We start from the raw sequence: 25,324 nt of genomic DNA, 5'->3' as shown, positions 1-25,324 counted from the left end.
AAAACGATATTCAATACCATTTCAGAAGCTTAAGCTATTTTATTTGGCATAAGCCATGACATCTTCCTGCCAGAGGGTGCCAATGGTTTCGGTTGTGGCAGTCCAGGCTTCCCGGTCTTTTACCATTCTGGCCTTGACATACTGTTCGTCGGGAATCATTTTAGCGGCGACTTCCTGCGGCAGAACAACGTCGCTGCGGATCGGTTTGGCAAAACCTTTAGCCAGGTTAATCTGGCCCTCGTCGCTTAAAATATATTCTCTGGCCAACGCCGCCGCATGAGGACGCTTGGAATAGGCGTTAATCACGGTAGCATAGCCACTTTGAATCGAACCGTCAACCGGGACATTTAACGCAAAGGCGGCATTGGGATTGTTGGTTAAAAACTGCTCCCGGTAACCCAGGGCGTTATAATCCCATAAAATAGCCACGGCCACCTCACCTTTTTCGAGGCGGGATAAAGACAACTCGCCCTTGTCCAGTCGACCCTGTTCAGCCAGCTTTTTAAAGAAATCCAGTCCGGGCTTAATATTGCTCTCAGATCCGCCATTGGCAATCGCTGCGGCCAGCACGGCGTTTTGGGCCTGGGAGGCTTTGGTGACGTCCCCGACGGCGACAACATAATCCCCAGTCATAAGATCAGCAAAAGATTTCGGCGGGTTTGGAACCAGGGCGGTATTGGTAATAAAGGCAATGGTGCCGTAATAACCAATAATCCAGTCGCCGTCATCATCCTTGGCCCAATCAGGAATACTGTCCCAATAGCTGGTTTTATAGGCCTGCGTGAGCCCTTTTTCTTCGGCAACGGGACCAAAGGATTGACCAACATCACCGATATCTTTGGTGGCATTATTTTTTTCGGATTCAAAAACGGCCAGCTCTTCCGCCGAGGACATATCCGTATCGGAATGCTCCAGCCCGTAAGTCGTTTTCAACTCTGACCAGGTTTCACCCCAGTTGGCCCAGGTATCGGGCATGCCGACGGAATCGACCCGGCCTTCGGTCTTGGTAGCGGTCACAATTTCGTCCAGACTTAAGCTGTTTAGATCCACTTTCTCGGCACCAGCACTCTGGGTACAGCCGGATAATAAGCTAACACCTAAAATAAAAGCCACGGCCACACTTATACTTCGTCTTTTCATCATCACTTTCTCCTTTAATCGGTTTAACTATTTAAAGAGCGGTCTGCTCTAATTTTAAAGAGCCTGATCATATTGTTATACAGCATAATACATCAGTGATCCTGGATAATTGTCAAAAATGTTAAAAAAGGGTTAAAATTTGGAGAGAGAAACACTTAACATAAATTTAACCAATTCTTAACTCAAAAATTACCGGGAATGCCTTTTAATGAGGACGATAATCCGGCTACAATAAGAAGAATAAATAATTTAGAATGATCGATAAACACTCTCTGATTGATAATATTCTGATTGCCCCCCTGTACAATCGAAATATTATGGTCAGAAGCGGGTTATTCTTTATTCACAGTCGGAGAGTTGCTTATTAATGAGCGACTCTTTGTTTTAGTACGCAGACTGTTGATACTATTTAAATCGTTATTGAAAGGAATTTTTATGTTTAATCAGTATTTTGGCAATTATCTTCTGGAGAAAAATTTAATCAAACCAGAAGAACTCAGAATGGTTTTAGCACAACAGCAATCAGTCAAGGTGAAATTAGGTGTTCTGGCGATTGATGCTGGTTATATGAATGCAGAGCAAGTTGATAAAATCCATAAGCTTCAGGCAGCAAAGGATAAAAGATTTGGCGAATTAGCCATTGAGGAAGGGTACCTTATTGAAAATCAGGTGGTCGAACTGCTAAACGCCCAAAAAAAATCAAATAGTTTATTGGGACAGCTTCTTATTGAGAAGGGCATCTTTTCCCTGGGGCAATATGAAGACGCGATGCTTCAATACAAAGCAGATTCTAAGCTGACTGGCGATGAGATCCAGGTGCTTAAAAACAATGACATCACGAAAATTGCAGAAATATTTCTAAAAAATTTATCAGGGGATGATGATCGAATACTTCGTGACTATTTTGAACTTTTCCTTAGAAATATTGTCCGCTTTATCGATGATGAAATCCGGATGGAAGCCGCAGTTACCGTGGATTCCTATGCCTATGATTATCTGGTTACTCAGGGAACTGAAGGCGAGTATAATTTCTTTAGCGGTTTTGCAGCTTCGGAAACAGTGCTGGCACAGTTTGCTGGTATTTATGCAGAAGAAGAGATTAGTGGGATGAACGAACTGGCGATCGATTCGTTGGGCGAATTTATGAACTGTCATAATGGGTTATTCTTATCTCAACTGGCCCATCGAGGGATTGAGCTGGATCTGCTGGTCACAGAAGTAAAAAAAGCTGGTGAGGTAAAACCAACAGGAGCACTGTACGTGATTCCCTGTTATTTAAGCTTTGGAAAAATCGATTTTCTGTATGCGGCTACCAGCCCAAATTTTGTTCTAAAAAACTGTTAGTAACACCCTAGGATTTTAAAATAAGTAAGAGGAGGCGTTTCTTATGGCTAAAATATTGATTGTGGATGACTCAGCAGTATCCCGAAAAAAACTCAGAAAAATATTGGAAACAGCAAATCACGAAATTATTGGGGAAGCCGGTGATGGCGCGGTGGGTCTTAAAAAATATCAAGACCTATCCCCTGATCTGGTCACGATGGACATTACCATGCCGGATGTCGATGGCATTACCGTTTTAAAAAATATTATCAAAGTTAATCCGGCGGCTAAAGTCGTGATGATTACCGCCCTCGGTAAAGGCAGTACGATTCTGGAGGCCCTTAATGCCGGTGCTAAAAATTATATTACCAAACCTTTTGCCAATGATCAGGTGATCACGACGATAGCAGAAGCATTAGCTTAATTTTTAGCTTGATTTTGGAAGGACGAGAGATCTAATGATTGAAACGATTGCTAAACTGGCGCAGGCGGTTCCAACCTTTTCGGCGATGGAGAGGGGAAACACGATTCATCATTACTTTGAACAAAACAAAGAAGCGGAAGGCGTTGTTATTGTCAATGACGAACAACCAATCGGTATTTTGATGCGGAACGATTTCTACCAGAAAATAGGCAGCCAATTTGGCTATGCCTTGTATATGGACCGCGATGTGACCCTACTGATGAAATCAGATCTGACCTGTGTAGATAAAAGCTGTGATATGGCTAAGCTTGGTTTTATTGCCATGAGCAGAAACCAGGACAGTATTTATGATTTTATCGTGATTCTCGATAATAAAAATTATGCCGGGGTTGTTAATATCAGAGAGTTTCTAATTGAAATGTCTAAAACCAAGGAACGAGAAATCAAACTTTTAAGTGCTCAGCAGCGGATCTTAAAGCAAACCCATGAAACCGAGAAACGGCATCGCATTGAGATTGAGCAAAAAAATGCCGCCATCAAGAATCTTTTGGATCATGCCGGACAAGGGTTTCTTTTCTTTGGCAATGACCTGCTTATTTCTGAAGAATACAGCCGGGAATGTGATAGTATTTTTGGCGTTTCAATCGGTCGGCAACCTTTTTTAGAAGTGCTTAAACGTTATGTTGACACCGACGGTATCAGGATGATGCAAAATGTTTTTGAAAATGTCTTTCTCAGTGGTGATGCAACACAAAATAAGGTTTACCTGTCGATCCTACCGCCGGAATTAAAAATTCATGAGCGGTATATTCACACGGAGTATAAAATTATTCCCCACGAGACGGGGAAATCAATTATGATGATTCTGACGGATGTGACGCAAAAAAAAGCCTTGGAGCTAAAAACGATAGAAGAAAAAAATAATATTAAGCTGATTGTCCGGGCCATCAGCAGTAAAAGCGAAATTACTCAGTCCATCGAGGAATTGCAGAGCTTTATAAAAAAAGATGTCTTGCCGCTATTGGATAACAAGCAGAGCCCCCAATTAATTTTGCAGTATGTCTTTCGGATTGTTCATACCATGAAGGGTGATTTTGCTCTGAATGGCCTTTTTCACACCTCCCAAGGTTTACATCGGTTGGAAGACGCTTTAAGTGAGATGCAAAACCGGATAAAAACCATTACTAACGATGAAATCCGGAAATTTATTGAGCAGATTGACTGCGATCAACTGTTAGAAAAAGATAGCGAAATTATTACTGAGGCGCTGGGAGCCCAGTATTTTGAAAATGAAGATCGCGTGACGGTCAGTCGGCAGCGGGTTGCCGAAATCGAAAATAAAATTGTGGCGGTGTTCCAAAAAGAAGAGCAAACTGAGATTATTAAGCTATTTCACAGTCTTTTCTTCATTAATGTAAAAGACCTGATTAGGGATTATAATGATTATGTAAAGACGCTGGCGGATCGTTTTGGCAAAGATATTGATGATATCATCATTAGTGGGGATGATGTGTTTATTGACAGAGATCGCTATGCTTCTTTTATGAAATCGCTGGTTCATGTGTTTCGTAATATGGCTGACCATGGCATTGAAGACCCGGATGAGCGCGAGGGCGCGGGAAAATCGGAATGCGGGGAAATTACCTGTGAGCTTAAAAATGAAGGCGACCACTTTTTAATCTCTCTGGCGGATGACGGCAAGGGCATTGATCTGGAGATTATCCAGAAAAAAGCACTGGAAAAGCAAATTTATTCAGCTGAAGAGTTTGCAACACTCACCCGGGAACAAAGACTGGCAACGATTTTTCTGGACGACTTTTCAACCAAAAACACCGTCGATTTGTATTCCGGCAGAGGTGTGGGTCTGGCCGCAGTCAATGCCGAAATCAGCGCGATCGGTGGCGAAATAGCAATCGACTCGGAGCTCGGTAAGTATACCCGTTTCACCTTTGTTGTGCCATATGAGAAACAGTAAATTTCGGACGCAGTAGAAAGATTTTTAGAGCCATAATCAAGAATTAAAACGAGATTCTAGGCACTCCTGCAATAGTTAGGGCAGTCAATATTGACAGATGCAGCCAACTAATTTATAGTATTTAGTTAGATGCACTGTCATTTAGTTATTTCAGTAGGAGAATAGAATGGAAAGCGAACTCAGAAAGACAGAAAAAAGAAATAAGAGCGTCGTCATATCGGTTGTATTGATCTTTGTTGTGACGGTGCTCTTTTTAGCGAGTGTACACAGTAATGAGGATCTTAGTGTTATTGGAGAAAATGTGATAATCCTTTCTAAAAACTGGACAGTCGGTTATAACGAAGTGAAGGAGTCGGGCGTCAGTCTGCCGGTCGACCTTGAGGTTGAACCGGGTGCTACGTATGAGGCCTCAGTAATACTTCCAAAGGTTGCCAATCAGATGAATTATCTGCTGCTTCGATCATCAATGCAGGATATGATTGTTTATTTAGATGGCGAAGAAATCCATCGCGCGGAAAAACCTGTTGCCCGGGGAATAGCAGTTCCGGCGGCGAGTACCTGGGTGATGTTCAAGCTTCCTTCCGGTTTTCAGGGAAAAACCTTAAAACTGGTGTTAAAAAGTGGGGTAACTGCTTTTTCAGGTCATATTAATAAGGTCATCCTGGGAGAAGATTCGAGTCTGGTTTATTATGTGTTTAAGCAGGGGTTCAGCGGTTTTGTCGTTTTTCTGGTGTTATTCATCATGGGGATGATTTCGATTATTTTTTCTTTTTTCTCAAAGAGTCTCGCCGACAATCGCTTTTTCTATTTAGGTTTACTAGTTGTATCAACCAGTGTCCTGATTTTATCGGAGGCCAGAATTTTGCAACTATTCACAGGAAATCGATACATTATCGGAGGGATCAGCTACCTGATGGTGCCGTTGATGGGATGCTTTTTTTCTTTGTATGTGAAAGAAACAATTTTTGTGAAACTACGGGACAAACGGGTGATGCAGGTAACGGCGGGGCTGTACCTGGGTCTATTAATTACCGAAATACTCTTACAGGGATGGGGGCTCAGTGAATTTATTGAGATCATGAACCTCATGTATTTCGTCATTTTTTTTAATGTCATCGTGTTTGTGCTGCTGATGGTGTCCGAGATTGTTAAAGAAAAAAATCAGAATGCAATACAATTTTTTAAATATATGAGTGTATTGTTCCTTAGTGTTATGCTTGAAGGGATTGCCTTTTTTACCAACCAATTTGACTATACATCGATTTTTTTAAGAATCGGCAGTCTTATCTTTTTTGGCTTGCTGTTGCTGGATTCCTATCTTTATTTTAAAAGGAGTCTTCAGAGTCAGAAGGAGCGAGATCTTTATGAAACCCTTGCCTACAAAGACGTTTTAACCGGTGGGAACAACCGGGCGGCATTTGAACGGGATTTTGAAAAAATCAGAAATAAAGAAGAACCTTTTAGACTGGTACTACTGGATTTAAATGAACTGAAATACATCAATGATCACTATGGCCATACCGCTGGGGATGTCGCCATTAAGACCCTTTTTACAATGATGGATGAGGCGTTTAGGCCGGAGGGGGTGTGCTATCGAATTGGTGGCGATGAATTTGCCATCTTGATCGAAAATACCACCGAAACGGTTGTTAAGCTCAGTTCTCTCCAGCTGAGAAAACAGCTTAAACGGGCCGCCAGCCATTTTGAGTATCCCCTTGAAGTGGCAATCGGTACGGATGTTTACGAGGCTGAGGCCTGGGCGAATATAACCCGGTTTTATCATCATGTGGATCAGAAAATGTATGCGGATAAACTTGAAATAAAGCAAATACGAAAAGCAACGCTTGCGTCGAAGGCAAATAAAACAATCGGGTCGGTTCCTTCGCCGGTCTTGAAGAGGTAGGTAATCAAATGGATTCAATAAAAAAAGTAGTCGATGACCAACGAGCATATTTTTTAAGTGGTGAAACAAAAAGTATTAATTTCAGGAAAAAACAACTTAATATGTTAAAAAAGGCCATTCAAAAGAATGAACTGGCAATCATGGCGGCACTGAAAAAGGACTTAAACAAATCGGCGTTTGAAGCGTATGCAACCGAGATTGGCATTGTTTTAGAAGAAATCGGATTTATGCTTAAAAATATAGAGCGTTTAGCAAAATCAAAGCGTGTCAAGACGCCGATTACGCAGTTCCTGTCAAGTAGTCGCGTTTATCAAGAGCCCTATGGTGTGGTGCTAATTATGTCACCATGGAACTATCCATTTCAACTGAGCTTAGTTCCACTAGTCGCAGCCATCGCAACCGGCAATTGTGCAATGATAAAGCCCTCAAATTATTCACCCCATACCTCAAAGCTGATTGGCGAGATCATCAGTTCGCATTTTGATTCCGGCTACATAAGCTTTACAGAAGGCGGCCGAGAGGCAAATGAGTCATTGTTAGAGCAAAAATTTGATTATATATTTTTTACTGGCAGTGTTGCGGTGGGAAAAACGATTATGGCAAAAGCAGCCGCGCATTTAACCCCGGTAACCTTAGAATTGGGTGGAAAAAGTCCCTGTATTGTCGACAAAACCGCCAATATCAATCTGGCTGCCAGACGCATCGCCTGGGGAAAGTATTTAAACGCCGGCCAAACCTGCGTGGCACCGGATTATTTGGTGATTCACGAAAGCATCAAGGACGAATTCATTAAGGCGTTGCAAAAAAACATCATCAAGATGTATGGAAAGAATCCGCTTAATAATAATGATTTCCCTAAAATAATAAACAAAAAACATTTTGACCGATTAACCGGTTTAATTGATGAACAAAATGTCATCATTGGCGGCAAGTCCAATTTGCTCTCGAATCAAATCGAACCCACTGTTTTAGATCCTGTCGGATGGGAAGATGTCATTATGCAGGAAGAAATCTTTGGACCCGTCTTGCCAATTATTGTCTTTCGCGAACTTAGTGAAGTTGTAAAAAAAGTAAGTCAGCGGCCAAAACCACTGGCACTGTATTTATTTACAACATCAAAACAAAACGAGAAAATCATCATTGATGGGCTTTCATTTGGCGGCGGCTGTATTAATGATACAGTTGTACAGGTGGCAAGCTCCTATATGGCCTTTGGCGGTGTAGGAGAAAGTGGTATGGGAAGCTATCATGGTGAAGCGAGTTTTAGGACCCTTTCGCATTGTAAAGGTGTACTAAAAAAGAGTAACAAGCTTGACATCTGCTTAAGGTATCCACCTTTTAATGATGCTCATCTCAAACGAGTAAAAAAAATAATGAAATAGGGCTGGTTAGCAAAAGAATACGTGCTGCTGCTGGAATGAGGTGGATTTTGCAAATGTTAGCTCATGTTTTAATGATTAAAAAATGCTTCAGCTCTTTCCACCCATTCTTCGGGATGATAAGCACTGATTTCGGAATGCCGATAACCCGGCAATTCAATTAATTGACAGTTCTTAACAGTGGCTTGGAATAACGCTCCGGACGCTTTAATACACTTCATTTCCTTACTACCATACCAGTAAATGATATCGCTCTGGCTGTTTTTTAAACTGTCTTTCAGTTCATATTTGTAATAGGTGTAAAAAACCCGATTCATTGTTGCTACTTTAACAGCCGGGATATCTCGCAAATATAACTTGGCAATATCATCAGGTAAATGCATTTGTTTGGGAAGCATCGTTAGTGCCCACTGATTAAATTTTTTTGAAAACATCCATTTGCCAAAATGCTTATAGACAAAGAGACTGTATTTCAAAAGAGCTGGCTGGGGAATACACAGGCCACTTTCGATAATTGCTTTTTCGGCAAGGTTCGCTCTTCTTGATAAGAGTTCAATGGCGATCTGTCCGCCCAGCGAAACCCCACTAAGGGCGAAAAGTTTGCCATCATTGTTGTGATCAATGTAATCAAGTAATTGACTGGCAATTTCTTCAGTAGAGGTATAAGGAACTTCAGCTTCTTCGCCGTGTCCGTCGATTACCGGTAAGATCACATGGTATTTATGCTGCAATAATCGGGCTTCCTGTAAATAAAGCCAATAGGACCAACCGGCACCGTGAATGAGCATGATCGATGGTAAGTTTTTATCTCCGTATTCATAGAACTTCATCATTGTATTCCTTTCGTTGTCTGCTAAAATAATTCATCTAACATGTTTTCGATCAGCTGGAGGATCATTTTCTCAATCCCGGCTTTTACCAATATATCTTTATTTTGGAGGGTGAGATTCATGAGCTGAATCCAGTTAATGACTGCATCGAGATCATATTGCTCTTTTTTTTCGCTCGCAAGGCGTAAATTTCTTTCCATTTCTGCTTTTATATCGGTCATTTTATGAAAACAGTCGCCGGGAAGTCTGGTGAATAAAAGCTGAAGATCTTCCCTTGTCAGAAAACGATAGACATTATTCTCATCGCTTAAAAACATGCAATCGTATAGTTCGCGCAAATCATTACGTTCAAGGTGCCCCTTTGCTTTAATAATTTCGTCAAGCTTATGATTTATGCTTTGCTGGTAAGCATTAGCAAGTTCATAAACCAACATTTCTTTTGAGCTAAAAAAATTATAAAAGGTCCCTTGGGCAATGCCTACGCTTTGTGTAAGCGCATGAATACTCATTTTTTTTAGACCATGTTGTTTGATGAGTTCCAAGCCAACGATCATAAGCTGATTTCTGATTTCTTGTCGTTTTTCGTTTGAATATATTTTTGGCACGCTTCACCTCTCAATAATATGAATATAGATAAAATATATTCATATTATTAGTATAGACCAGAATTATTTTTTTGTCAACGCATCGGTTATTCTGATAAAATTTTAAGTATTGACAGCGATCCAATTAAATTATAGTATTTGATAAAGCGAGTTACTCACCTAAAGAAATAGGAAAACGTGAGTCATAAGCGGTTAAATCAGTAGATTTTAAATAAATGGGAGGTAATTTTTATGGAAGATAACCTGATCGCACCCTGTGGCATGAATTGCAGCTTGTGTGTCGCCTATCAAATGAAAAAAGGAGATTTGAAAAAGCAGGGATTTAATCGAAAATACTGTCCCGGCTGTATTCCCAGAGGTGAAAACTGCACCCACATGGGCGATCGGTGTGAGTTACTCAAAAATGGGCGGGTTCGTTTTTGTTATGAATGCGGTGAGTTTCCTTGTAAACGATTAAAGGGATTGGATAAGCGTTATCGGACTAAATATCATATGAGTATGATTAAAAACCTCCAAGCACTTCAGAAAAATGGGATGGTAGCTTTTCTAGAGAGCGAAAAAAAACAGTGGGCGTGTCCCAAATGTGGCGAACCAATTTGTTGTCATAACGGTCTCTGTCTGCATTGTGATCTCGAGATTTTGCGAGAAAATCGCCGATACCGCTGGAATGAAGAAGACGCCTGACTAGCCAGAGTATTAAAAAAACACCGGGAACATGGCAAGACAGAGGACATGAATCGAAATGTGTAAGTTAAAGAATAGGAAAAGGGCGGTATGGTTACAAATGAATTGGTCAGCAAAGCGATTGAGTATATTGTTGAAAACCTGAATGAGGAAATCACAATCGAAGATGTGGCGGATTATTGCCATTTGTCCAAATATTATTTTTGCAGAATTTTTAAAGCCGAAACAGGTGAAGGGGTCTATGCCTTTATCAAGCGCCTGAAAATGGAACAAAGCGCCATTGAAATGAAGCTTGGCAAGAATAAATCGATTACCGATATCGGGATGACCTATGGCTACAGTTCGTCAAATTACAGCACCGCCTTTAAGAAGCACCATCACCTTTCCCCGGCGGAATTTCGCAAAACCGTGAATGCCATCTGTGCCCCGCATCCGTATATTTCCGATCATCTGGCAAAATTTCAATCCTTTGAAGAATACAACCAGAAGATTGAGATCAGAGAGTTAGCGGATTTTTGGGTGATCTATGAGCGGTATCTGGGAAATTATCTTGACCTGGGAGAGCAGTGGTTGACCTTTGTTGCGAAGTATCAAGCGTATGTCAATTGCGATGCCCTTCTTATTGAACGTTTTTACGATGATCCTTCCATTACCAAGGTTAGCCAATGTTTGTATGATCTTTGTATGACCGTTGATGCGAACTTAAGGCTTGAGAATACGACCAGCATTGAGGGCGGAAAATTTGCCATTTACCGCTTTGATGGGTTGATCAAGGATATCTATGAGAGTCTTCAGGGCATTTTTAATATCTGGTTGCCAAACAGTGGTTATAAAATGGATGAGCGCTATGGACTTGATATTTATCGCAAGATTGATCGAGAAAACAGTCATGTGATCATGGATTTGTGTATTCCCATTAAATAACGCAAGAATTCAGAAGTAATGACGCAGACTTTCTTTTATAATGATAATTGTCAAGGGACAGCGGTCGGTTTAAAAGAGGTCTGTTTTTGATTTTTTGAAAATCTTTAATGTGAAACCTTATATAGAAAAGATACAGCAATCAATTAAGCCGATCAGTCCATCAATAAAACAAAAATGGAGGAGTTTAATATGTTTGATATCAGAAAAATGCAGGAACAGGTTATTTATCAGGCGGTCAAAGATAAAAGCAATGAGGATATCGCCAAAGCAATCGTTTTTGGCTCCGATAAACAGGTAAAAACCGAGGATAACCCGACATGGGTAAAAGTGACGATGGAACGGCTGGAAAATCAATTCGATCAGGCTGGCGTTTTACAGATCCGGAGAAACTGTCAGTGCGGCTACGGCATGGATGAGAAATTGGCGCTGGTAAAAGAGCTGGTTGCAGCATCAGCGAGTTTGGAAGAATTCGGGAATCAGGATCGGGCCAATGCGGCGGGGCTTTATAGTGATAATGGTGAACTTTATCTGCAATTTCATTTTTGTCCCTGTCCCATGCTGGAAGGAGTTGATCGCCTGGAAACCGATACCTGGTGTCAATGTACCACTGGTTACAGCCAGGTGCTTTTTGAAAAAGCGTTTCAGTGTCAAGTTGAGGTGGAGCTCCTGAAAAGCATCAAAATGGGTGATGATAAATGCCTGATGAAGATTATTCCGCAAAAAAATATCTGGAAGTAAAGATTAAGACATCATCAGAAGAAATACAGAAGATCATAACCGAAATTTTGGCGTGCAAAAATGATTTGGCTTGGCGGTTCATGGGTATAAGCTAGTTTATAAAACAATTAAAGGGTGAATCGGAAAGGGGTCAATAGAAAAATGAACACTGCGGTTATTTATTATTCACTACAAGGAAATATGGATTTAGTTGCCCGGAAAATTGGCGAAAATGAGGCCGTTGATCTATTCAGGCTGATTCCCCAAAAGAAATACCCGACTGGAAAAATTAGCAAATATTTATGGGGCGGTAAAAGTGTGACCTTTGGAGAACGGCCTAAACTAACAAATCCGACCATCGACCTGGATCACTATGAGGTTCTGGTCATTGGCACACCGATTTGGGCCGGAACATGGACACCCCCACTGAATACCTTTCTTCACGATTACAGCATTATCGGGAAAAAGATTATTCTGACCGCAACCCACCAAGGCGGTGGAGCCGACAAATGCTTTGAAAAAATGAAGGCAAGTCTTAATGGAAATACGATTGTCGGCACGTTTCAATTTAAGGAACCGCTCCAGCAGATGGATGCAAATATCGATGAAAAAATAGAAGAAATTAGAACCCTGATTGAAAATTAAGAAAAACTTCCTTATCCAAAGTATTGCGGATAAGGAAGTTTTCTTTAATTCTATTTCATGTTCTTACTGATCAGTATTGCCTCTCTGCTCGTGAGGATTAGTAAAATAACCCAATACCTTGCTAAAAATAAATCTTGACAGATCGCATGATTTATTTTATTATTTAGTTATCGACCGACGGTCGATAAAACAGGAGGCACTCAATGAAGACAGTCAAAGAAGGAGAAGTCCGAAAACAGGAAATCCTCATGGTAGCCCGCGAGTTATTTGTAACAAAGGGCTACGAACAGACATCGGTGAATGATATTTTAAAAATCGTGGGTATCGCCAAAGGCACCTTCTATTATTATTTTAAATCCAAGGAAGAAGTGCTGGCCGCGATTATTCTGAATATTGTTGAAGAAGGTGCCAAACGGGCAGAACAAATTCTTAAGGACAAATCCGTGCCGCTGATTAGTCGGATGATGATGGCGATTATGGCCCAGTCCCCGGAGTTTGAAGGATCGGAGGCGATCAGGGACGAAATGCACAAGGTAGAAAATGCCAAACTGGAACAGTTTTACACCAAAGCCATGCTCAAACGGATGACCCCGCTACTAGAAGATGCGGTTGCCGAAGGGGTTGAAGCCGATCTGTTTCATTTAAATTATCCCCGGGAAACGATTGAATCTATTTTACTGCTTGGTCATATGCTCTTTGACTGCAATATTATGGATTGGGAAGTAGAAGACTATCCGGAAAAAATCCAGAGCTATCTGGCCAATATGGAAAGAATGTTGGGGACAAAAGAAGGAGAACTGAAGGACTTTTTACAAATGTTTGTCTAACTTAAAAGTTGGCGGCATTTGTAAATTTTTTAGCCAGCTATCGACCGATGGTCGGTCAATGAATGTAATAAGGAGAAACAGAAATGAAGCAACAAAAGATAATAGCAGGATTTCCAAATCAGAACGCCGCAATGAAAAAATTCAAGGTCCTGCTAGCAGGTGTTTTTATCTCCAGCATTGGCAGCGGCTTAACCGATTTTGGATTGGCGATCTATATTTTAAATCGAACCGGGTCGGTGAGTGCTACCGGAGTCTTTGCCGTTTGCGCCTTTCTGCCAGCGATACTGCTGGCGCCGGTGGGCGGGGTGTTGGCCGATCGTTATGACAGGCGACTGATGATGATTCTGGGTGAGCTGTTTTCCGGACTGGCACTACTGATCTGTCTGGTAGCGGTGATGAGTTCTTACCCGTCGCTGGTGGCGATCTGTGTTGGCGCGGGTATTAGCTCGGTCTTTTCGGCTCTGACAGAACCGGCTTTTAAGGCCACCATCACTGATCTCTTATCCGCTGCGGATTTTGCCCGGGCTGGCGGTATGGTTCAGTTGGCGAGCAGTGCCAAGCTGCTGATTGCTCCGGCTGTGGCTGGTTTGCTTTTGCAGGTAACGCCAGTGAGCAGTTTGATCATATTGGATATGCTGACGTTTTTTACCACAGTTTTGATCATCGCCTTTGTGAGAAAAGGTTTGGTTAGCAGAAAAAGAGCAGTAGCGAATTTGGATTTCATAAGTGAAATGAGCGATGGCATCACCGCTATCCGGAGCAAAAAGGGCATTATGACGATGATTGCCATCATGACGATTACCACCTTCTGTCTGGGGTTTGTACAGATGTTAAGTAAGCCGCTGGTGCTAGCCATTGCCGGCGAAAGGGAGCTGGGGATTCTAACCACGGTGATTGCCATGGGAATGATGGCAGGAAGCCTTATTATCAGTATAATCAAACATCCAAAATCTTATGTGCAGATGCTATCGTTGGGATTGTTGGGTTGTGGAGTCTTTTTTGCATTGATTGGCATCAGTGAAAACCTGGTTCTGATAGCCGGGTTTGGATTTATGATGTTTGCCTTTATGCCAGCCATCCAAATTGGGGCGGAGGTGTTGATTCGAACCAATCTGGACAATACCGTTCAGGGCCGGGCTTTTGGTCTGATTGGTCTGATTACCCAGATGGGTTATATACTGGCCTTTATCGCCGCGGGAATTTTATCAGATCTAATCTTTGAACCTTTTATGCTGGGGAGCAGCAAACTGGCCATTCAAATTGGTGAAATCATCGGCTATGGTGTGGGACGGGGTAATGCTCTGTTGATCATCATCACCGGAATCGGACTGCTCGTGGCCGGAATAGTGACGGCCCGGTTAAAAAGTGTCAGAACCCTGGAAAAGAAGGAGACTACTCATGAAACTTTTACTAAGTCTTATTCAAAAGGACTTTAAAAAAAATCCCGCCATTACCATGGCACTGGCGGTTTTTCTGATTCTGGCGGCGCTGTTGATGGCCGGTGGACTGCGGGTGGCGGGAACGATGATTTCCTCTTATGATGGGTTAGGCCAAAAGGCACTGCCTCCGGATTACCTGCAGATTCATAAGGGCGAATATGAAGTCGCCGCTATGGATCGTTTTGCGGCGAGCCAGGACGGCATTGCAGATTTTCTTACCGTCAGGATGCTGACGATTAATAACGCTAACATTATCTATCATGGTGAAACTCTTGAAAAGGTACTGATGGATAACAGCTTTGTGGTTCAGAATGAGGGATTTGATTATTTGCTGGATATGGATAACCAGATCGCCACGGTTAAGGATGGAGAAATCGGGGTGCCGGTTTATTATGCCGAAACCCTGGGGATTGCTCCGGGCGATGTAATTACCCTCAAAAAGGAAGGTTTTGTCAAAGCGTTAAAGGTTGCCACCATTATCCGGGATGCCCAGATGAATGTGGCGATGACCTCTTCGAAGCGGTTTCTGATTAGTCCGGTCGATCAGGAAGCGCTCAGTCAGCACATGGGAGAATGGGAGGTTAGCTTTGAATTTTTGTTAAAAGAAGGGGTGGATACCGGGGTTTTGGAGCAAGCCTATCGGGCGGCCGAGCTGCCCGCCAATGGGGTAGCTATCACCGGTAGTCTGCTTAATCTTTTTAATGTGTTTTCTTATGGCCTGGTGGCTATGATTATCATCGCGATTAGTCTGCTGTTGATTTTTATGGCGCTGCTCTGCCTGTCTTTTATTATCCGGGCAACCATGGCCGATGAGCAGGTATCCATTGGTGAGATGAAGGCCATCGGTTTTCCGGGAAAAGCCATCGCGACCCTGTACCAGTTGAAGTATCAGATTTTGATGGGGGTAGCCGGGATCATCGGTTATCTGGGTGCTATCCCATTTGGTAATTTCTTTTCGGTATCGGTGGTGCGTTATTGCGGAATGGGGAGTAGCCCAGGGCTAAAATGGGGGCTGCCGTTTATCGGCCTGCTGCTCCTAAGTGGCATGGTGGCTTGGGGATGCCATCGGGTTGTCAAAAAAAATCTGCGCAGCACCGTGGTAGAACTGCTTCGGGGCGCCGGGGGACGGCGTCGGGAGGGGCACTATACGCTGCCGTCCTCCGGCCTCAAACACCCCAATCTAACTATCGCCCTGGGGGAACTTGCCTGTAAATGGCGGGAATATGGGGTGATCTTGCTGGTTTTTATTTTCTCGGCATTTTTGATGCTGTTGCCAATGAATATGAAACAGACCATTCAGGATCCGTCGTTTATTACCTATATGGGGGTGGGTGAATCAGATATTCGGATCGATATTAAGTATTCACCGCAGCTCACTCAGCAGCAGCAGCGGGTTTTGGCGATACTGGAGAATGATCCTGATATTGAGAAATATGCCATTTATAAAAATGGCTATGTTCAGGCCGAAAACGACCAGGGTGAAGGGGTGAACATCCGGGTGGAAAGCGGCGATGAATCGGTTTTCCCGCTTGTCTATCTGGCGGGACAGGCACCGGTTGGCAAAAATGAGATCGCTTTGTCGTCAATGAATGCCGCGGAACTGGGGAAAAAAGTTGACGATGCGCTCGCAGTGGTTTATGGTGATGAAACCATGAACTTTAACGTCGTCGGGATTTATCAGGATATTACCTACGGCGGAAAAACGGCCAAGGCCGCCATTGACTTTAACAATGAGGATGTTGAGGCCTATATCCTGTATCTGAGTCTGGCCGAAGGTGTCGATTTGGCTCTCAAAACCAATGAACTGCGCGGGGGGCTGCCGGATATCAAGGTCACCCCGGTGCCCAGCTTTATTGCCCAGACCCTGGGTGGGATTGTCGATAACCTGAGTCAGGTGGAAGCGGCGGCGATGGTGATTGCCTTAATGATAAGCGCACTAATCACAGTCATGTTTTTAAAACTGGTCATGGCTCGTGAACATAGTGCTATTGCGGTAAAAAAAGCGATCGGTTTCACTACCCGGGATATCCGCATCCAACTGGCGATCCGGATTCTGGTGATTCAAGGCCTTGGCATTTTGATTGGGACGGTGCTGGCCAATACCCTGGGTGAAGCGATCTTTAGCCTGATGCTGTCATCGATGGGGGCAACACGAATGACATTATTAATCCAACCGCTGAAAGCTTATCTGATTTGTCCAGCGGTACAGCTGCTGATGGTTGTCGTTGCAGTCATCGGTGTAACTCGGGCAGTCAAACAGTATCATATCAAAGAACAAATTATGGAATAGAGAGGACCGTCATGATAAAAGTAGAACAGATCAGTAAATCCTTTAGAGTCAAGGCCCCGGTAGATTCGGCGATTGCAACAAGCATTTTAAAAGAGATCTCCTTTAACATTGGCAGAGGTGATTTTGTGGCTGTGATGGGCCCTTCCGGCTCAGGTAAATCCACCCTGCTTTATAGTGTCAGCGGAATGGATCAGGTAACCGCGGGGCGGATCGTCTTTGATGGGATCAACCTGACCGAAATGAATGAGGAAAGCCTGGCCGGGTTGCGGCTGAACAAAATGGGTTTTGTTTTTCAGAATGCCCAGATGCTAAAAAATCTGTCGTTATTCGATAACCTGATTCTCCCGGGGCTGGTGGCTAAAAAAGAAAAAGCGCAAGTCATCAGAAACCGGGCCCGGGATTTGATGAAGCGGATGGATATTGACGGGCTTGGCGGCCGGGATATACGGGAAGTTTCCGGGGGGCAATTGCAGCGGGCATCCATCTGCCGGGCGATGATCAATAACCCGGAGGTGCTATTTCTGGACGAACCCACCGGCGCCCTGAACTCCGCAGCCACCGACCAGGTTCTGGATATTCTGGAAGCATTGAATGACGAAGGGATGACGATTATGACGGTTACCCATGATCCCCGGGTGGCTGTTCGAGCAAAAAAAGTCATTTATATCCGCGACGGCGAGATCGCCGGCGAGAAAGAACTCCAGGCCGGGGCAAATCGGGAGCAGGAGCTGGAGGACTGGTTGAAGCGTGTTTAATATTAGCCTGACGGGGCTACAGAAAAGCCTTGTTAGCCAATGGTTATATTTTTGATGAACACCATGGGGTTTATCAAAAAGAAAAATAATACCTGAATAGCAGAGATGATTTTGAGCACCATATTGACAGATCAGTCAATATGGTGCTCTTTTGCGCGCCAGTAAGGAAGCAATCTAATTGGTAAAAGTCGAGTTTTTTCATGCCGTCATCAACATCGGATCAAACGGATTCATAAAGTTAAGAAAAGTTCTGAAAATGAAATAAGCGGGTTTGATCGATCAAATAAACGCGATCAGACAAATAATTAATGAAGTAGAAAAAACAAGTATAATCAATTTATGGAAAGGACGCTTTACATTTGGAGACCAAGATGTTATGATGGATGTATGGAAAGCAGACTTTCCGTTTGAAGGAGCATGAACGTGAAGAATCGACTGGAAGAAGTTAGAAAATTAAATGGGATTAAGCAAGAAGAATTAGCTTTGGCTCTTGAAGTGTCAAGACAGACAATTGGTTCGCTTGAGAATGGCAGATATAATCCTTCAATTATATTAGCGTTTAAAATTGCCCGGTATTTTGAAATGAGTATTGAAGATATATTTATATATGAGGAGGAGAAAAATGAAGCTTTAGAAATGTGGGTTTTGTCATAATCGGTTTAATATTAGTTGCTTCAGGACTTGCCCTAGTCAAACTACTATCTAATCCCCAGGGGTTATTGTTGGCATTGCCTTATGTTTGCATTGGTCTTGGATGTGGTGTTTTTGGACAAGGTATAGGAGCGGTCATCAGTCAGAAAGTGATAAAAAATCATCCGGATATTGAAAAACAAATTGAAATTGATCAGAAGGATGAGCGAAATATCACGATTGCCAGACGTGCAAAGGCAAAAGCATATGATATCATGATCCCAGTGTTTGGTGCTTTGCTGCTGACATTTGCTTTAATGGGAGTGGATTTGATCATTGTTTTGTTATCGGTTAGTGCGTATTTATTTATTGTTTTTTATGGGATATATTATCGCTTCAAGTACGATCGGGAAATGTAGCCGCGCTTTTACATTAGCCACCGACCAGGTTCTGGACATTCTGGAAGCTTTGAATGACAAAGGGATGACCATCATGACGGTTACCCATGATCCCCGGGTGGCAGTCCGAGCAAAAAAGTCATTTATATCCGGGCTGGCGAGGCCGCCGGCGGGAAAGAACTTCCGATGGGTTCGAATCGGGCGCAAGTGCTGGAAGGCTGGCTGAAGAGCGTTTAGATCTTCGGAGTTAGGATCAGTTAAGATATGGAAGTAATCAGCATGGCACAATCATGTATAGTGTATTTTTTCATGCGATTGATGGAAAGAATGATTTTACTGATTTTTGATCATATTCTTGAGAAGACTGGAAAGTGATGCAATTTTCTAAAAGTCTTGGAAATAAAAAAAGGTTGCATTTTTGTGATGATCCGACTAAAGCCGTCCCGTCCATATCGGGCACTTATCGAAATTCTCAAGTACAATAGATCATGAAAGGAGATGAGGAGATGCTAAAATGTCTGAATGAAGTGCTAAACTATATCGAAGATAATCTGGATGAAACCATTGAATTTGATGAAATTGAAAAAATTGCTGGTGTTACAGAATATCATTTTCGAAGAATCTTTTCATTTGTGTCGGGAATGCCGCTAAATGAGTACATTCGTTATCGAAGGCTCTCAAATGCGGCCTTTGAGCTTCAGAATAAAGAGATTTCGGTCACCGAAATGGCTTTTAAATATGGTTATAACTCAGTGGATGGTTTTTCGCGGGCATTCAAAGAGTGGTGTAATATCAGTCCATCGGAGATCAGTAAGACAACACAGTTCCGAGCATTTCCAAAACTGACCTTTCAATTAGCTATTTATGGAGGTGTTGATATGGATTATCAAATTGAGGAAAAAGAAGCGTTTAAAATGGTCGGGTTTAAAAAGAGGGTGCCCATTGTGTTTAATGGAGAGAACAAAGAAATTATTGAATTAGCACAAGGAATCACCCCGATCCAGCGGAAAACCATGCATTCCTATGCAAACATTGAACCTGGTGAACCGATGAGCGCTTCGTTTAATTTTGATGAAGGGCGAATGAATGAACAGGGCAATCTTGATCATATGATTGGGGTAATTAGCACGCTGGAGGATTCATTTGAAGGTTTTGATGTGGTGGACGTGCCGCCGTTGAAGTGGGCTATTTTTATATCAGAAGGTGAGTTTCCGAAGGTAATGCAGAAGACCTGGGGTCAGATTTTTGCTGAGTGGCTACCTTCCTCGGACTATGAATTGGTTGATGCGCCGGAAATCTGTTTTATTGGTGACTTGTCGGATCGTTCAAAAGTGCGATGTGAAAATTGGATCGCAGTGAAAAAGATCAAATAATAATTTCGGTCATATTTCCAATGAGAAAAATTACGAATCAGCAAGAAGACCATATGTTCATCAGAATATGTGGTCTTTTTGTTTGTGGTCGGAATTAATCGGGGGTGGATTTTAGCAAATTTCTGGTGGGGAGTATTAAAAATTGCAAATGCAAAATTGGTAACAAGGCGTTGATGTTCAGAATACATTGATCGATTTCAGTTTTTTGCTTTTCCGGAGATAGATGGTTATCGATCATCGGATTGCGGATATAATCAATAAATGTATCTTTTTCGAGATAAGCTAGCTCTTTCAATTTATTGATAATTTCTTCTACAATAGGAAGCGGTATGCCAACATCGGTAAAATATTTTATGAATTGACATACGGTTAAACTGTAGGCCGGAAATAGGGTGTTATCGGTATTGTCGGGAATAATAATGTTCATCTCAATCAGTTCGTTAATGAGCGTTTCGTCTAATCCAATGTCGCAAAGTTGTTTTTTTGTTACCAGATTTTCATCGACTCCGTAGGGGAGAAGTTTATTGACAGATTCTAGAATTTGAAAACAAAAATCATTGATCGTACCAGATTCACTGTTAATAAGTTTTTTAATCTGGGCAAGAGAATAGTGCTCTTTTTTCATGATTTCGATTAGTTTTAATTTTTCGACGAAGGTTTCATCATAATAAGCCATGTTTTTGGCAGATTTTTGGGGTAACGGTAAAATGCCTTCTTTAATATAATAATTAATGGTGGATCGGTTCATCGACGTTAATTTTTCCAGCTCACGCATGGGAATTTTTTTTTCGAAATCGTTTGTATTGTTTTTCATAGCAATCACCTCATATAAAGTATAAACTATTGCTTAATACTTGTCAAAGGTATTGACAGAAACTTAGATCAGATATAGAATGTGAGAAGTAATACTTAATACTATTCAAAATGAAATTTAACGAGTATGATAATTTAAAATAAGGAGCAAAACATGAAAGTTAAAGCGGAAATATTTGATAAACTTCAATATTTATACGATATCACGGGGTTTAATGATCATCAACTTCACGGGGTGATTCAATTCGAGAATAAAGTGAATGCAACAGTAATGCAAAAAGCGGTGAACTTATTGGTAAAAACGATACCAATGCTATCAAAAGCATATAAAAATGAGGCTGGAAATTCATATTGGGAAGAGATGGAACCGGAAAACTGGGATAATATTTTTACGATTGTTTTTGAAAAAGATGATTTTGACCGATTCACTTTTTCTAAAACAGATGCAGAGGCTGGCCCGCAAATTAAGGTATGTTTGATGCAAGCCGACAGGGATTCAGTATCAATTGTCATGAACCATATGGTTTGTGATGGGGCGGGATTCAAACAATGTGTGTATCTGCTATCAGATATTTATTCGCATCTGATAAAAGAACCGGATTATTTACCGGACTACGTTATTGATGGAGAGCGTGGCTTCAAAAAAATCACGCAGTCAGTTAACTTTTTTTCTCGAATTGCGGCGCTTTTGTTTGAAAGCAAAGACAATAACCAAAATAGTGACTGTGAATTTCCTTTGATCAAATCAGAGGATGCAGTGCCTTTTATTGCCACCCATGAAATTGATGCGTCTCTTTATCGGGAGCTTCGAAATATTTCTAAAAACGATAAGGTCACAATCAATGATGTGATCTTGACCGCCTACTTTCGGGCGCTTTCGGGATTGCTGGATATGAATGGGAAACCCTTTAATATTCCAATTATGATTGATATGCGCAGATATTTAGCAGACAAAGGATTTCAGGCGGTGACAAATCTTTCATCAACAGTTGCGATCCGAATTGCAGTTGTGCCGGGAGAAACCTTCAGTCAGACCTTAAATAAAATAAATACTGAAATGGCAGCAAAAAAATCAGGGAATTTAGGATTAAATACGTTTCTCAAACTGGATTTGTTATTCAAATTTTTTCCTAAAAGGAGTGATCAACTTTTAAAAAATTCGTTGAATAATCCTAAAATATGTATGACTAATCTTGGAATAGTGGATTCAAAACAGCTTTATTTTGAGAAATCTCCGGTTTCCAATGCGATCGTGTGCGGCTCAATTAAATATCATCCCCATTTTCAAATGTCCGCAAGTACTTTTTCAGATAAAATGACTTTTTGCGTCAATCTTTATGGAAGTCAAAGCGATCGTGAGACGATTTCAAAATTCTTTGCTTTAATAGAAGAAGAACTGATCGGTTATATTTCAACGCATGCGGCAGAAAGAAATGATGCGAAAAATACTAAAACCTCGGAATAATTAATGGTACAATAGAAGTTAGAAAAAGCTGGTTAGAAAAACTGACGGTTTAAAATTTAAAACGGGGTGGGATTCATTAAGACCGTGTCAAACGATACCTTAAACAAGGGGGAAGGGCATGCAAATAAAAGTATTAATCGTCGAAGATAATAGGGCTTTAAACAAAAGTGTAATAAACCTGTTAAAAAAAGAAGGGTATGCGGCTTTTGGTGCAACTGAAGTTGAAGAGGCAAAAGACATTTTTTTAAAAGAAGCCCCACAAATCATTCTGCTTGATATTATGTTAAAAGATAGTAGCGGATATGAGTTAATTCCTTTTTTCAAAATGAACCCGGATAACTTCATTTTAATGCTTACCGCTTTAGATGATAAACAAAGCAAAGCCAATGCTTATGAAAATGGTGCCGATGATTATATCACTAAACCATTTGATCTTTATGAATTGATATACAAATTAAGAGCGATAAAACGAAGAATCAAAGCGCAGCAAAAAGTTTGCCAGGCGGGCGATGTTATTTTTGATATGGAATCAAATCAACTGACATGCAATGGTCAAACGTTTTCGATTCAGCCCAGTCAAGCAAAGTTTTTTAAAGCGTTGTATCAAAAATATCAGGAAAATACTTATCTTGACAAAAAAGAAGCCATCGAATGGTTGAATCCTGGGGTTGATGAGAGTTTTCGTTTGCAAACGATGGTCGCACGTCTCAGGAAAAATTTAGCGGATATTGGTAGCGAGTGTGTTATTATTGAAACTGTTTACGGAAAAGGATATCGTCTTGTTTTAATCGGCCAGAGGTCAGAATAATGGAATCGGGCGATATCAAAAAAACGGGATTAGTAGTCGTTCTCAGTGTACTTATCAATTTGATTGTTTTTAGTGGACTTAATTTAATTAATTTGCAGTTTACCGATGCGGTTGAATCAAGTGAAGGTGTGATGATTGCTGAAAACATCGCAAGTGATGAGGTGAAAACGGTGTTGCTTCAAGATCGTTCGGATAATCGCTTTAAACTTGTTATTCAGTCAACCGAGCGTCTGGTTTTATCAATCATTTATGAAGATGCTTATACTGAATACGATCTTTATGTTAATGGGCAATTAAAAGGCCAAAATCACAATCAAACAGCGAGAAAAGAGATTGCTTATGATGTGTTTGAGATTGAAAAAAACGATTATCAAGAGAATGATGGCATCGGCATTGCTGAAATCGAACTGGTCAAAAGTGCCCCAATCGCCAAACCAAATAATGAGGTAGCTTTTATTATTGGATCAAAAGATGAAGTCAGAGACAGTTTAGGATTAAGGACAATGTATAATACGGTGATGTTCATTTTTTTTGGAATGATCTTAGTTGTTAGTGCCATTGCTTATTATAAAGATCGAGTCAGTTACATGCGGATCCTTTTACTGCTCAGTATTGTGGCGGTGATTAAAAGTATGATCATTGGTGAATTGCCATTGTTCAGGGATCTGTTAGGCATAACGTCAGGAAATTATTTTTATTATGATAGTGTTACCGGGATCGTGAGTTTCTTTTTATGCCAAGTGCTGTTTTGGGATTTGTTTCAGTTTAAAGTCAAAAAAGTTACGGCGATCTTATATCTCGGGATCTTTGTTACGTTTGAATTGGGATATATTGTTACGCAGTATTTGGCGTTATTGGTAATGATGCATTTTATTGGAAGTTTGCTGATCGTGATTATGGGTGCGCAAGCGTATATCAAAGGTAACCCTTACAGTCTGTTGCTTATCACGACATATAGTATTTTTTCGGGAACGGTTTTGTATCGAATATTAATCACTGTGGGCTATTATAGTCGTGGATATATTTCCGAGATGGTATTCAGTCCGCAAATTGGGAATTTAATTTATCTTTCAAGCTTTTTATTTGTTGTCCTGATGACCTATATCAATAAGCTTGAGGCGTATCGAAAACAAGAAATTACCGATGAAAAAATCGCGCTTATCAGAGGGATCAGCCATGATCTAAAATTACCGTTGTCAATCATTAAGTTAAATAATCAAATGATCGAAAAATATGAAATAACCGAAGCCGAAAAAAAAGAATATGCAAAAACAAGTCTGGAAGCAACATTGGAACTGGAAAAAATGACGGATAATATTAATTGTTATTTAAATACAGAAATATTAGTAGATACGGATTATCAGACCAGTGTTAAAAATCGATTAATCATGATGAAAAGGCAATATGAAAATTATGGTAAAATGCACAGCATAAATTTTGTTGTCGAGATTTCCGGAGAAGATTGTTTTTTGCCAATCAAACCTCTTCACTTTGATCGGATGCTTTATAATTTGGTGGATAATGCATTTAAGTATAATAAAGCTAGGGGGACGGTATGGGTTCGCTATAAAGCGGACAAAGAAATTACTTTAAGCGTCGAAGATAATGGGATCGGAATGGATTCTGAATTTATTAAGAGAATTTTCGAGCCATTTTTCAGAATCGATGTCAGTAAAAGAAAAGAGGGAACCGGACTTGGTCTTTGTGTTGTTAAAGTAATTGTTGATAGTTTAAACGGGAAATTACAGGTAGAAAGTGAGATTAATAGAGGTACAATAATAAAAATTATTTTACCGCGGGTGTAAAGCTCTGCAAAAACTAGAATGAAATCTTACCAAATGGTAAGATTTCATTTTTATTATAGTTAAACGATTATAATAAAGTAAAATGGTCTTTCAGGCAACTGCAATTCATAGTGAAAAGGTAAGCGTTTAAATTAAAAATAGGAAATTGCGAAAGAGATCTTAAAGTTCGCAA

Annotated in this window: 24 protein-coding genes; 20 read left to right on the top strand and 4 right to left on the bottom strand. The window is 41.1% G+C overall.

All coding sequences use genetic code 11. The features are described 5' to 3' along the window. Positions 1–39: 39 nt before the first annotated feature. A complete protein-coding gene (locus tag ACIZ62_RS17790; protein ID WP_414150811.1) occupies positions 40–1,143 on the bottom strand; it encodes an ABC transporter substrate-binding protein in 1,104 nt (367 codons plus the stop codon). A 432-nt stretch (positions 1,144–1,575) separates the two neighbouring features. Between ACIZ62_RS17790 and ACIZ62_RS17785 the strand changes: the two genes are divergently transcribed. The 5 genes from ACIZ62_RS17785 (at position 1,576) to ACIZ62_RS17765 (ending at position 8,147) form a co-directional block, all read left to right on the top strand. Beyond that, the gene (locus ACIZ62_RS17785) at positions 1,576–2,484 is read left to right on the top strand and encodes a hypothetical protein (protein ID WP_414150810.1); all 909 of its coding nucleotides are present in this window, start codon (positions 1,576–1,578) and stop codon (positions 2,482–2,484) included. Between the two features lie 43 nt (positions 2,485–2,527). Continuing rightward, positions 2,528–2,887, top strand: a complete 360-nt coding sequence (locus tag ACIZ62_RS17780) for a response regulator (RefSeq protein WP_111888673.1) — start codon at positions 2,528–2,530, stop codon at positions 2,885–2,887. A 34-nt stretch (positions 2,888–2,921) separates the two neighbouring features. Next, positions 2,922–4,862, top strand: a complete 1,941-nt coding sequence (locus ACIZ62_RS17775; RefSeq protein ID WP_111888674.1) for an ATP-binding protein — start codon at positions 2,922–2,924, stop codon at positions 4,860–4,862. A 166-nt stretch (positions 4,863–5,028) separates the two neighbouring features. Beyond that, the gene (locus ACIZ62_RS17770; protein WP_414150809.1) at positions 5,029–6,765 is read left to right on the top strand and encodes a GGDEF domain-containing protein; all 1,737 of its coding nucleotides are present in this window, start codon (positions 5,029–5,031) and stop codon (positions 6,763–6,765) included. A gap of 8 nt (positions 6,766–6,773) precedes the next feature. Continuing rightward, positions 6,774–8,147 carry an aldehyde dehydrogenase gene (locus tag ACIZ62_RS17765; RefSeq protein ID WP_414150808.1) on the top strand — a complete coding sequence of 458 codons (1,374 nt, stop codon included), beginning with the start codon at positions 6,774–6,776 and terminating at the stop codon, positions 8,145–8,147. A gap of 68 nt (positions 8,148–8,215) precedes the next feature. Here the strand turns inward: ACIZ62_RS17765 and ACIZ62_RS17760 are convergent, their stop codons facing one another. Both ACIZ62_RS17760 and ACIZ62_RS17755 read right to left on the bottom strand, forming a co-directional pair. Next, entirely contained in the window at positions 8,216–8,974 is a 759-nt protein-coding gene (locus ACIZ62_RS17760; RefSeq protein WP_111888677.1) for an alpha/beta fold hydrolase, read from the bottom strand. 23 nt (positions 8,975–8,997) lie between these two features. Then, a complete protein-coding gene (locus ACIZ62_RS17755; RefSeq protein WP_414150807.1) occupies positions 8,998–9,516 on the bottom strand; it encodes a TetR/AcrR family transcriptional regulator in 519 nt (172 codons plus the stop codon). Between the two features lie 294 nt (positions 9,517–9,810). Here ACIZ62_RS17755 and ACIZ62_RS17750 point away from each other — a divergent pair, with 294 nt between their 5' ends. The 12 genes from ACIZ62_RS17750 to ACIZ62_RS17695 all read left to right on the top strand — a co-directional run bounded on the left by ACIZ62_RS17750 (position 9,811) and on the right by ACIZ62_RS17695 (position 20,261). Further along, positions 9,811–10,263: a DUF3795 domain-containing protein gene (locus tag ACIZ62_RS17750; protein WP_111888679.1), complete on the top strand. Its 453-nt coding sequence runs from the start codon at positions 9,811–9,813 to the stop codon at positions 10,261–10,263. Positions 10,264–10,353: 90 nt separating this feature from the next. Further along, positions 10,354–11,187 (top strand): AraC family transcriptional regulator, encoded by an 834-nt coding sequence (locus ACIZ62_RS17745; RefSeq protein ID WP_111888680.1) that lies wholly within the window; start codon positions 10,354–10,356, stop codon positions 11,185–11,187. Between the two features lie 189 nt (positions 11,188–11,376). Then, positions 11,377–11,925, top strand: coding sequence for a DUF6144 family protein (locus ACIZ62_RS17740; RefSeq protein ID WP_111888681.1), 549 nt, complete (start codon positions 11,377–11,379; stop codon positions 11,923–11,925). A 141-nt stretch (positions 11,926–12,066) separates the two neighbouring features. Continuing rightward, the gene (locus ACIZ62_RS17735) at positions 12,067–12,549 is read left to right on the top strand and encodes a flavodoxin (protein ID WP_111888682.1); all 483 of its coding nucleotides are present in this window, start codon (positions 12,067–12,069) and stop codon (positions 12,547–12,549) included. A 203-nt stretch (positions 12,550–12,752) separates the two neighbouring features. Continuing rightward, positions 12,753–13,376, top strand: coding sequence for a TetR/AcrR family transcriptional regulator (locus ACIZ62_RS17730; RefSeq protein ID WP_111888683.1), 624 nt, complete (start codon positions 12,753–12,755; stop codon positions 13,374–13,376). An 83-nt stretch (positions 13,377–13,459) separates the two neighbouring features. Next, positions 13,460–14,812: an MFS transporter gene (locus ACIZ62_RS17725; protein WP_111888684.1), complete on the top strand. Its 1,353-nt coding sequence runs from the start codon at positions 13,460–13,462 to the stop codon at positions 14,810–14,812. Continuing rightward, a complete protein-coding gene (locus ACIZ62_RS17720) occupies positions 14,775–17,105 on the top strand; it encodes an ABC transporter permease (RefSeq protein ID WP_111888685.1) in 2,331 nt (776 codons plus the stop codon). Before ACIZ62_RS17725 ends, ACIZ62_RS17720 begins: the two co-directional genes overlap by 38 nt. An 11-nt stretch (positions 17,106–17,116) precedes the next feature. Continuing rightward, on the top strand, positions 17,117–17,860 hold the full coding sequence (locus ACIZ62_RS17715) for an ABC transporter ATP-binding protein (RefSeq protein WP_414150806.1): 744 nt from the start codon (positions 17,117–17,119) through the stop codon (positions 17,858–17,860). Between the two features lie 423 nt (positions 17,861–18,283). Further along, positions 18,284–18,514: a helix-turn-helix transcriptional regulator gene (locus ACIZ62_RS17710; RefSeq protein WP_414150805.1), complete on the top strand. Its 231-nt coding sequence runs from the start codon at positions 18,284–18,286 to the stop codon at positions 18,512–18,514. A gap of 68 nt (positions 18,515–18,582) precedes the next feature. After that, on the top strand, positions 18,583–18,909 hold the full coding sequence (locus ACIZ62_RS17705) for a hypothetical protein (protein WP_414150804.1): 327 nt from the start codon (positions 18,583–18,585) through the stop codon (positions 18,907–18,909). Beyond that, entirely contained in the window at positions 18,869–19,114 is a 246-nt protein-coding gene (locus ACIZ62_RS17700; protein ID WP_162624517.1) for a hypothetical protein, read from the top strand. Before ACIZ62_RS17705 ends, ACIZ62_RS17700 begins: the two co-directional genes overlap by 41 nt. 280 nt (positions 19,115–19,394) lie before the next feature. Further along, positions 19,395–20,261 carry an AraC family transcriptional regulator gene (locus ACIZ62_RS17695; protein WP_242988509.1) on the top strand — a complete coding sequence of 289 codons (867 nt, stop codon included), beginning with the start codon at positions 19,395–19,397 and terminating at the stop codon, positions 20,259–20,261. Between the two features lie 94 nt (positions 20,262–20,355). Here the strand turns inward: ACIZ62_RS17695 and ACIZ62_RS17690 are convergent, their stop codons facing one another. After that, positions 20,356–21,075 carry a MerR family transcriptional regulator gene (locus tag ACIZ62_RS17690; RefSeq protein WP_111888690.1) on the bottom strand — a complete coding sequence of 240 codons (720 nt, stop codon included), beginning with the start codon at positions 21,073–21,075 and terminating at the stop codon, positions 20,356–20,358. Between the two features lie 153 nt (positions 21,076–21,228). On the opposite strand from ACIZ62_RS17690, the gene ACIZ62_RS17685 reads away from it, so the two are divergent. The 3 genes from ACIZ62_RS17685 (at position 21,229) to ACIZ62_RS17675 (ending at position 25,152) form a co-directional block, all read left to right on the top strand. Then, entirely contained in the window at positions 21,229–22,539 is a 1,311-nt protein-coding gene (locus tag ACIZ62_RS17685; protein ID WP_111888691.1) for a hypothetical protein, read from the top strand. A 118-nt stretch (positions 22,540–22,657) separates the two neighbouring features. Next, entirely contained in the window at positions 22,658–23,347 is a 690-nt protein-coding gene (locus tag ACIZ62_RS17680) for a response regulator transcription factor (RefSeq protein WP_111888692.1), read from the top strand. Next, positions 23,347–25,152, top strand: a complete 1,806-nt coding sequence (locus ACIZ62_RS17675; protein ID WP_111888693.1) for a sensor histidine kinase — start codon at positions 23,347–23,349, stop codon at positions 25,150–25,152. Before ACIZ62_RS17680 ends, ACIZ62_RS17675 begins: the two co-directional genes overlap by 1 nt. Positions 25,153–25,324: the final 172 nt, after the last annotated feature.

The organism is Acetobacterium carbinolicum (genome assembly GCF_047456275.1).
In the GTDB taxonomy this organism is placed as follows: Bacteria; Bacillota; Clostridia; order Eubacteriales; family Eubacteriaceae; genus Acetobacterium; species Acetobacterium carbinolicum.
The sequence above is the reverse complement of the archived record's forward strand: the minus strand, read 5'-3'. Positions and strand labels throughout refer to the sequence as shown.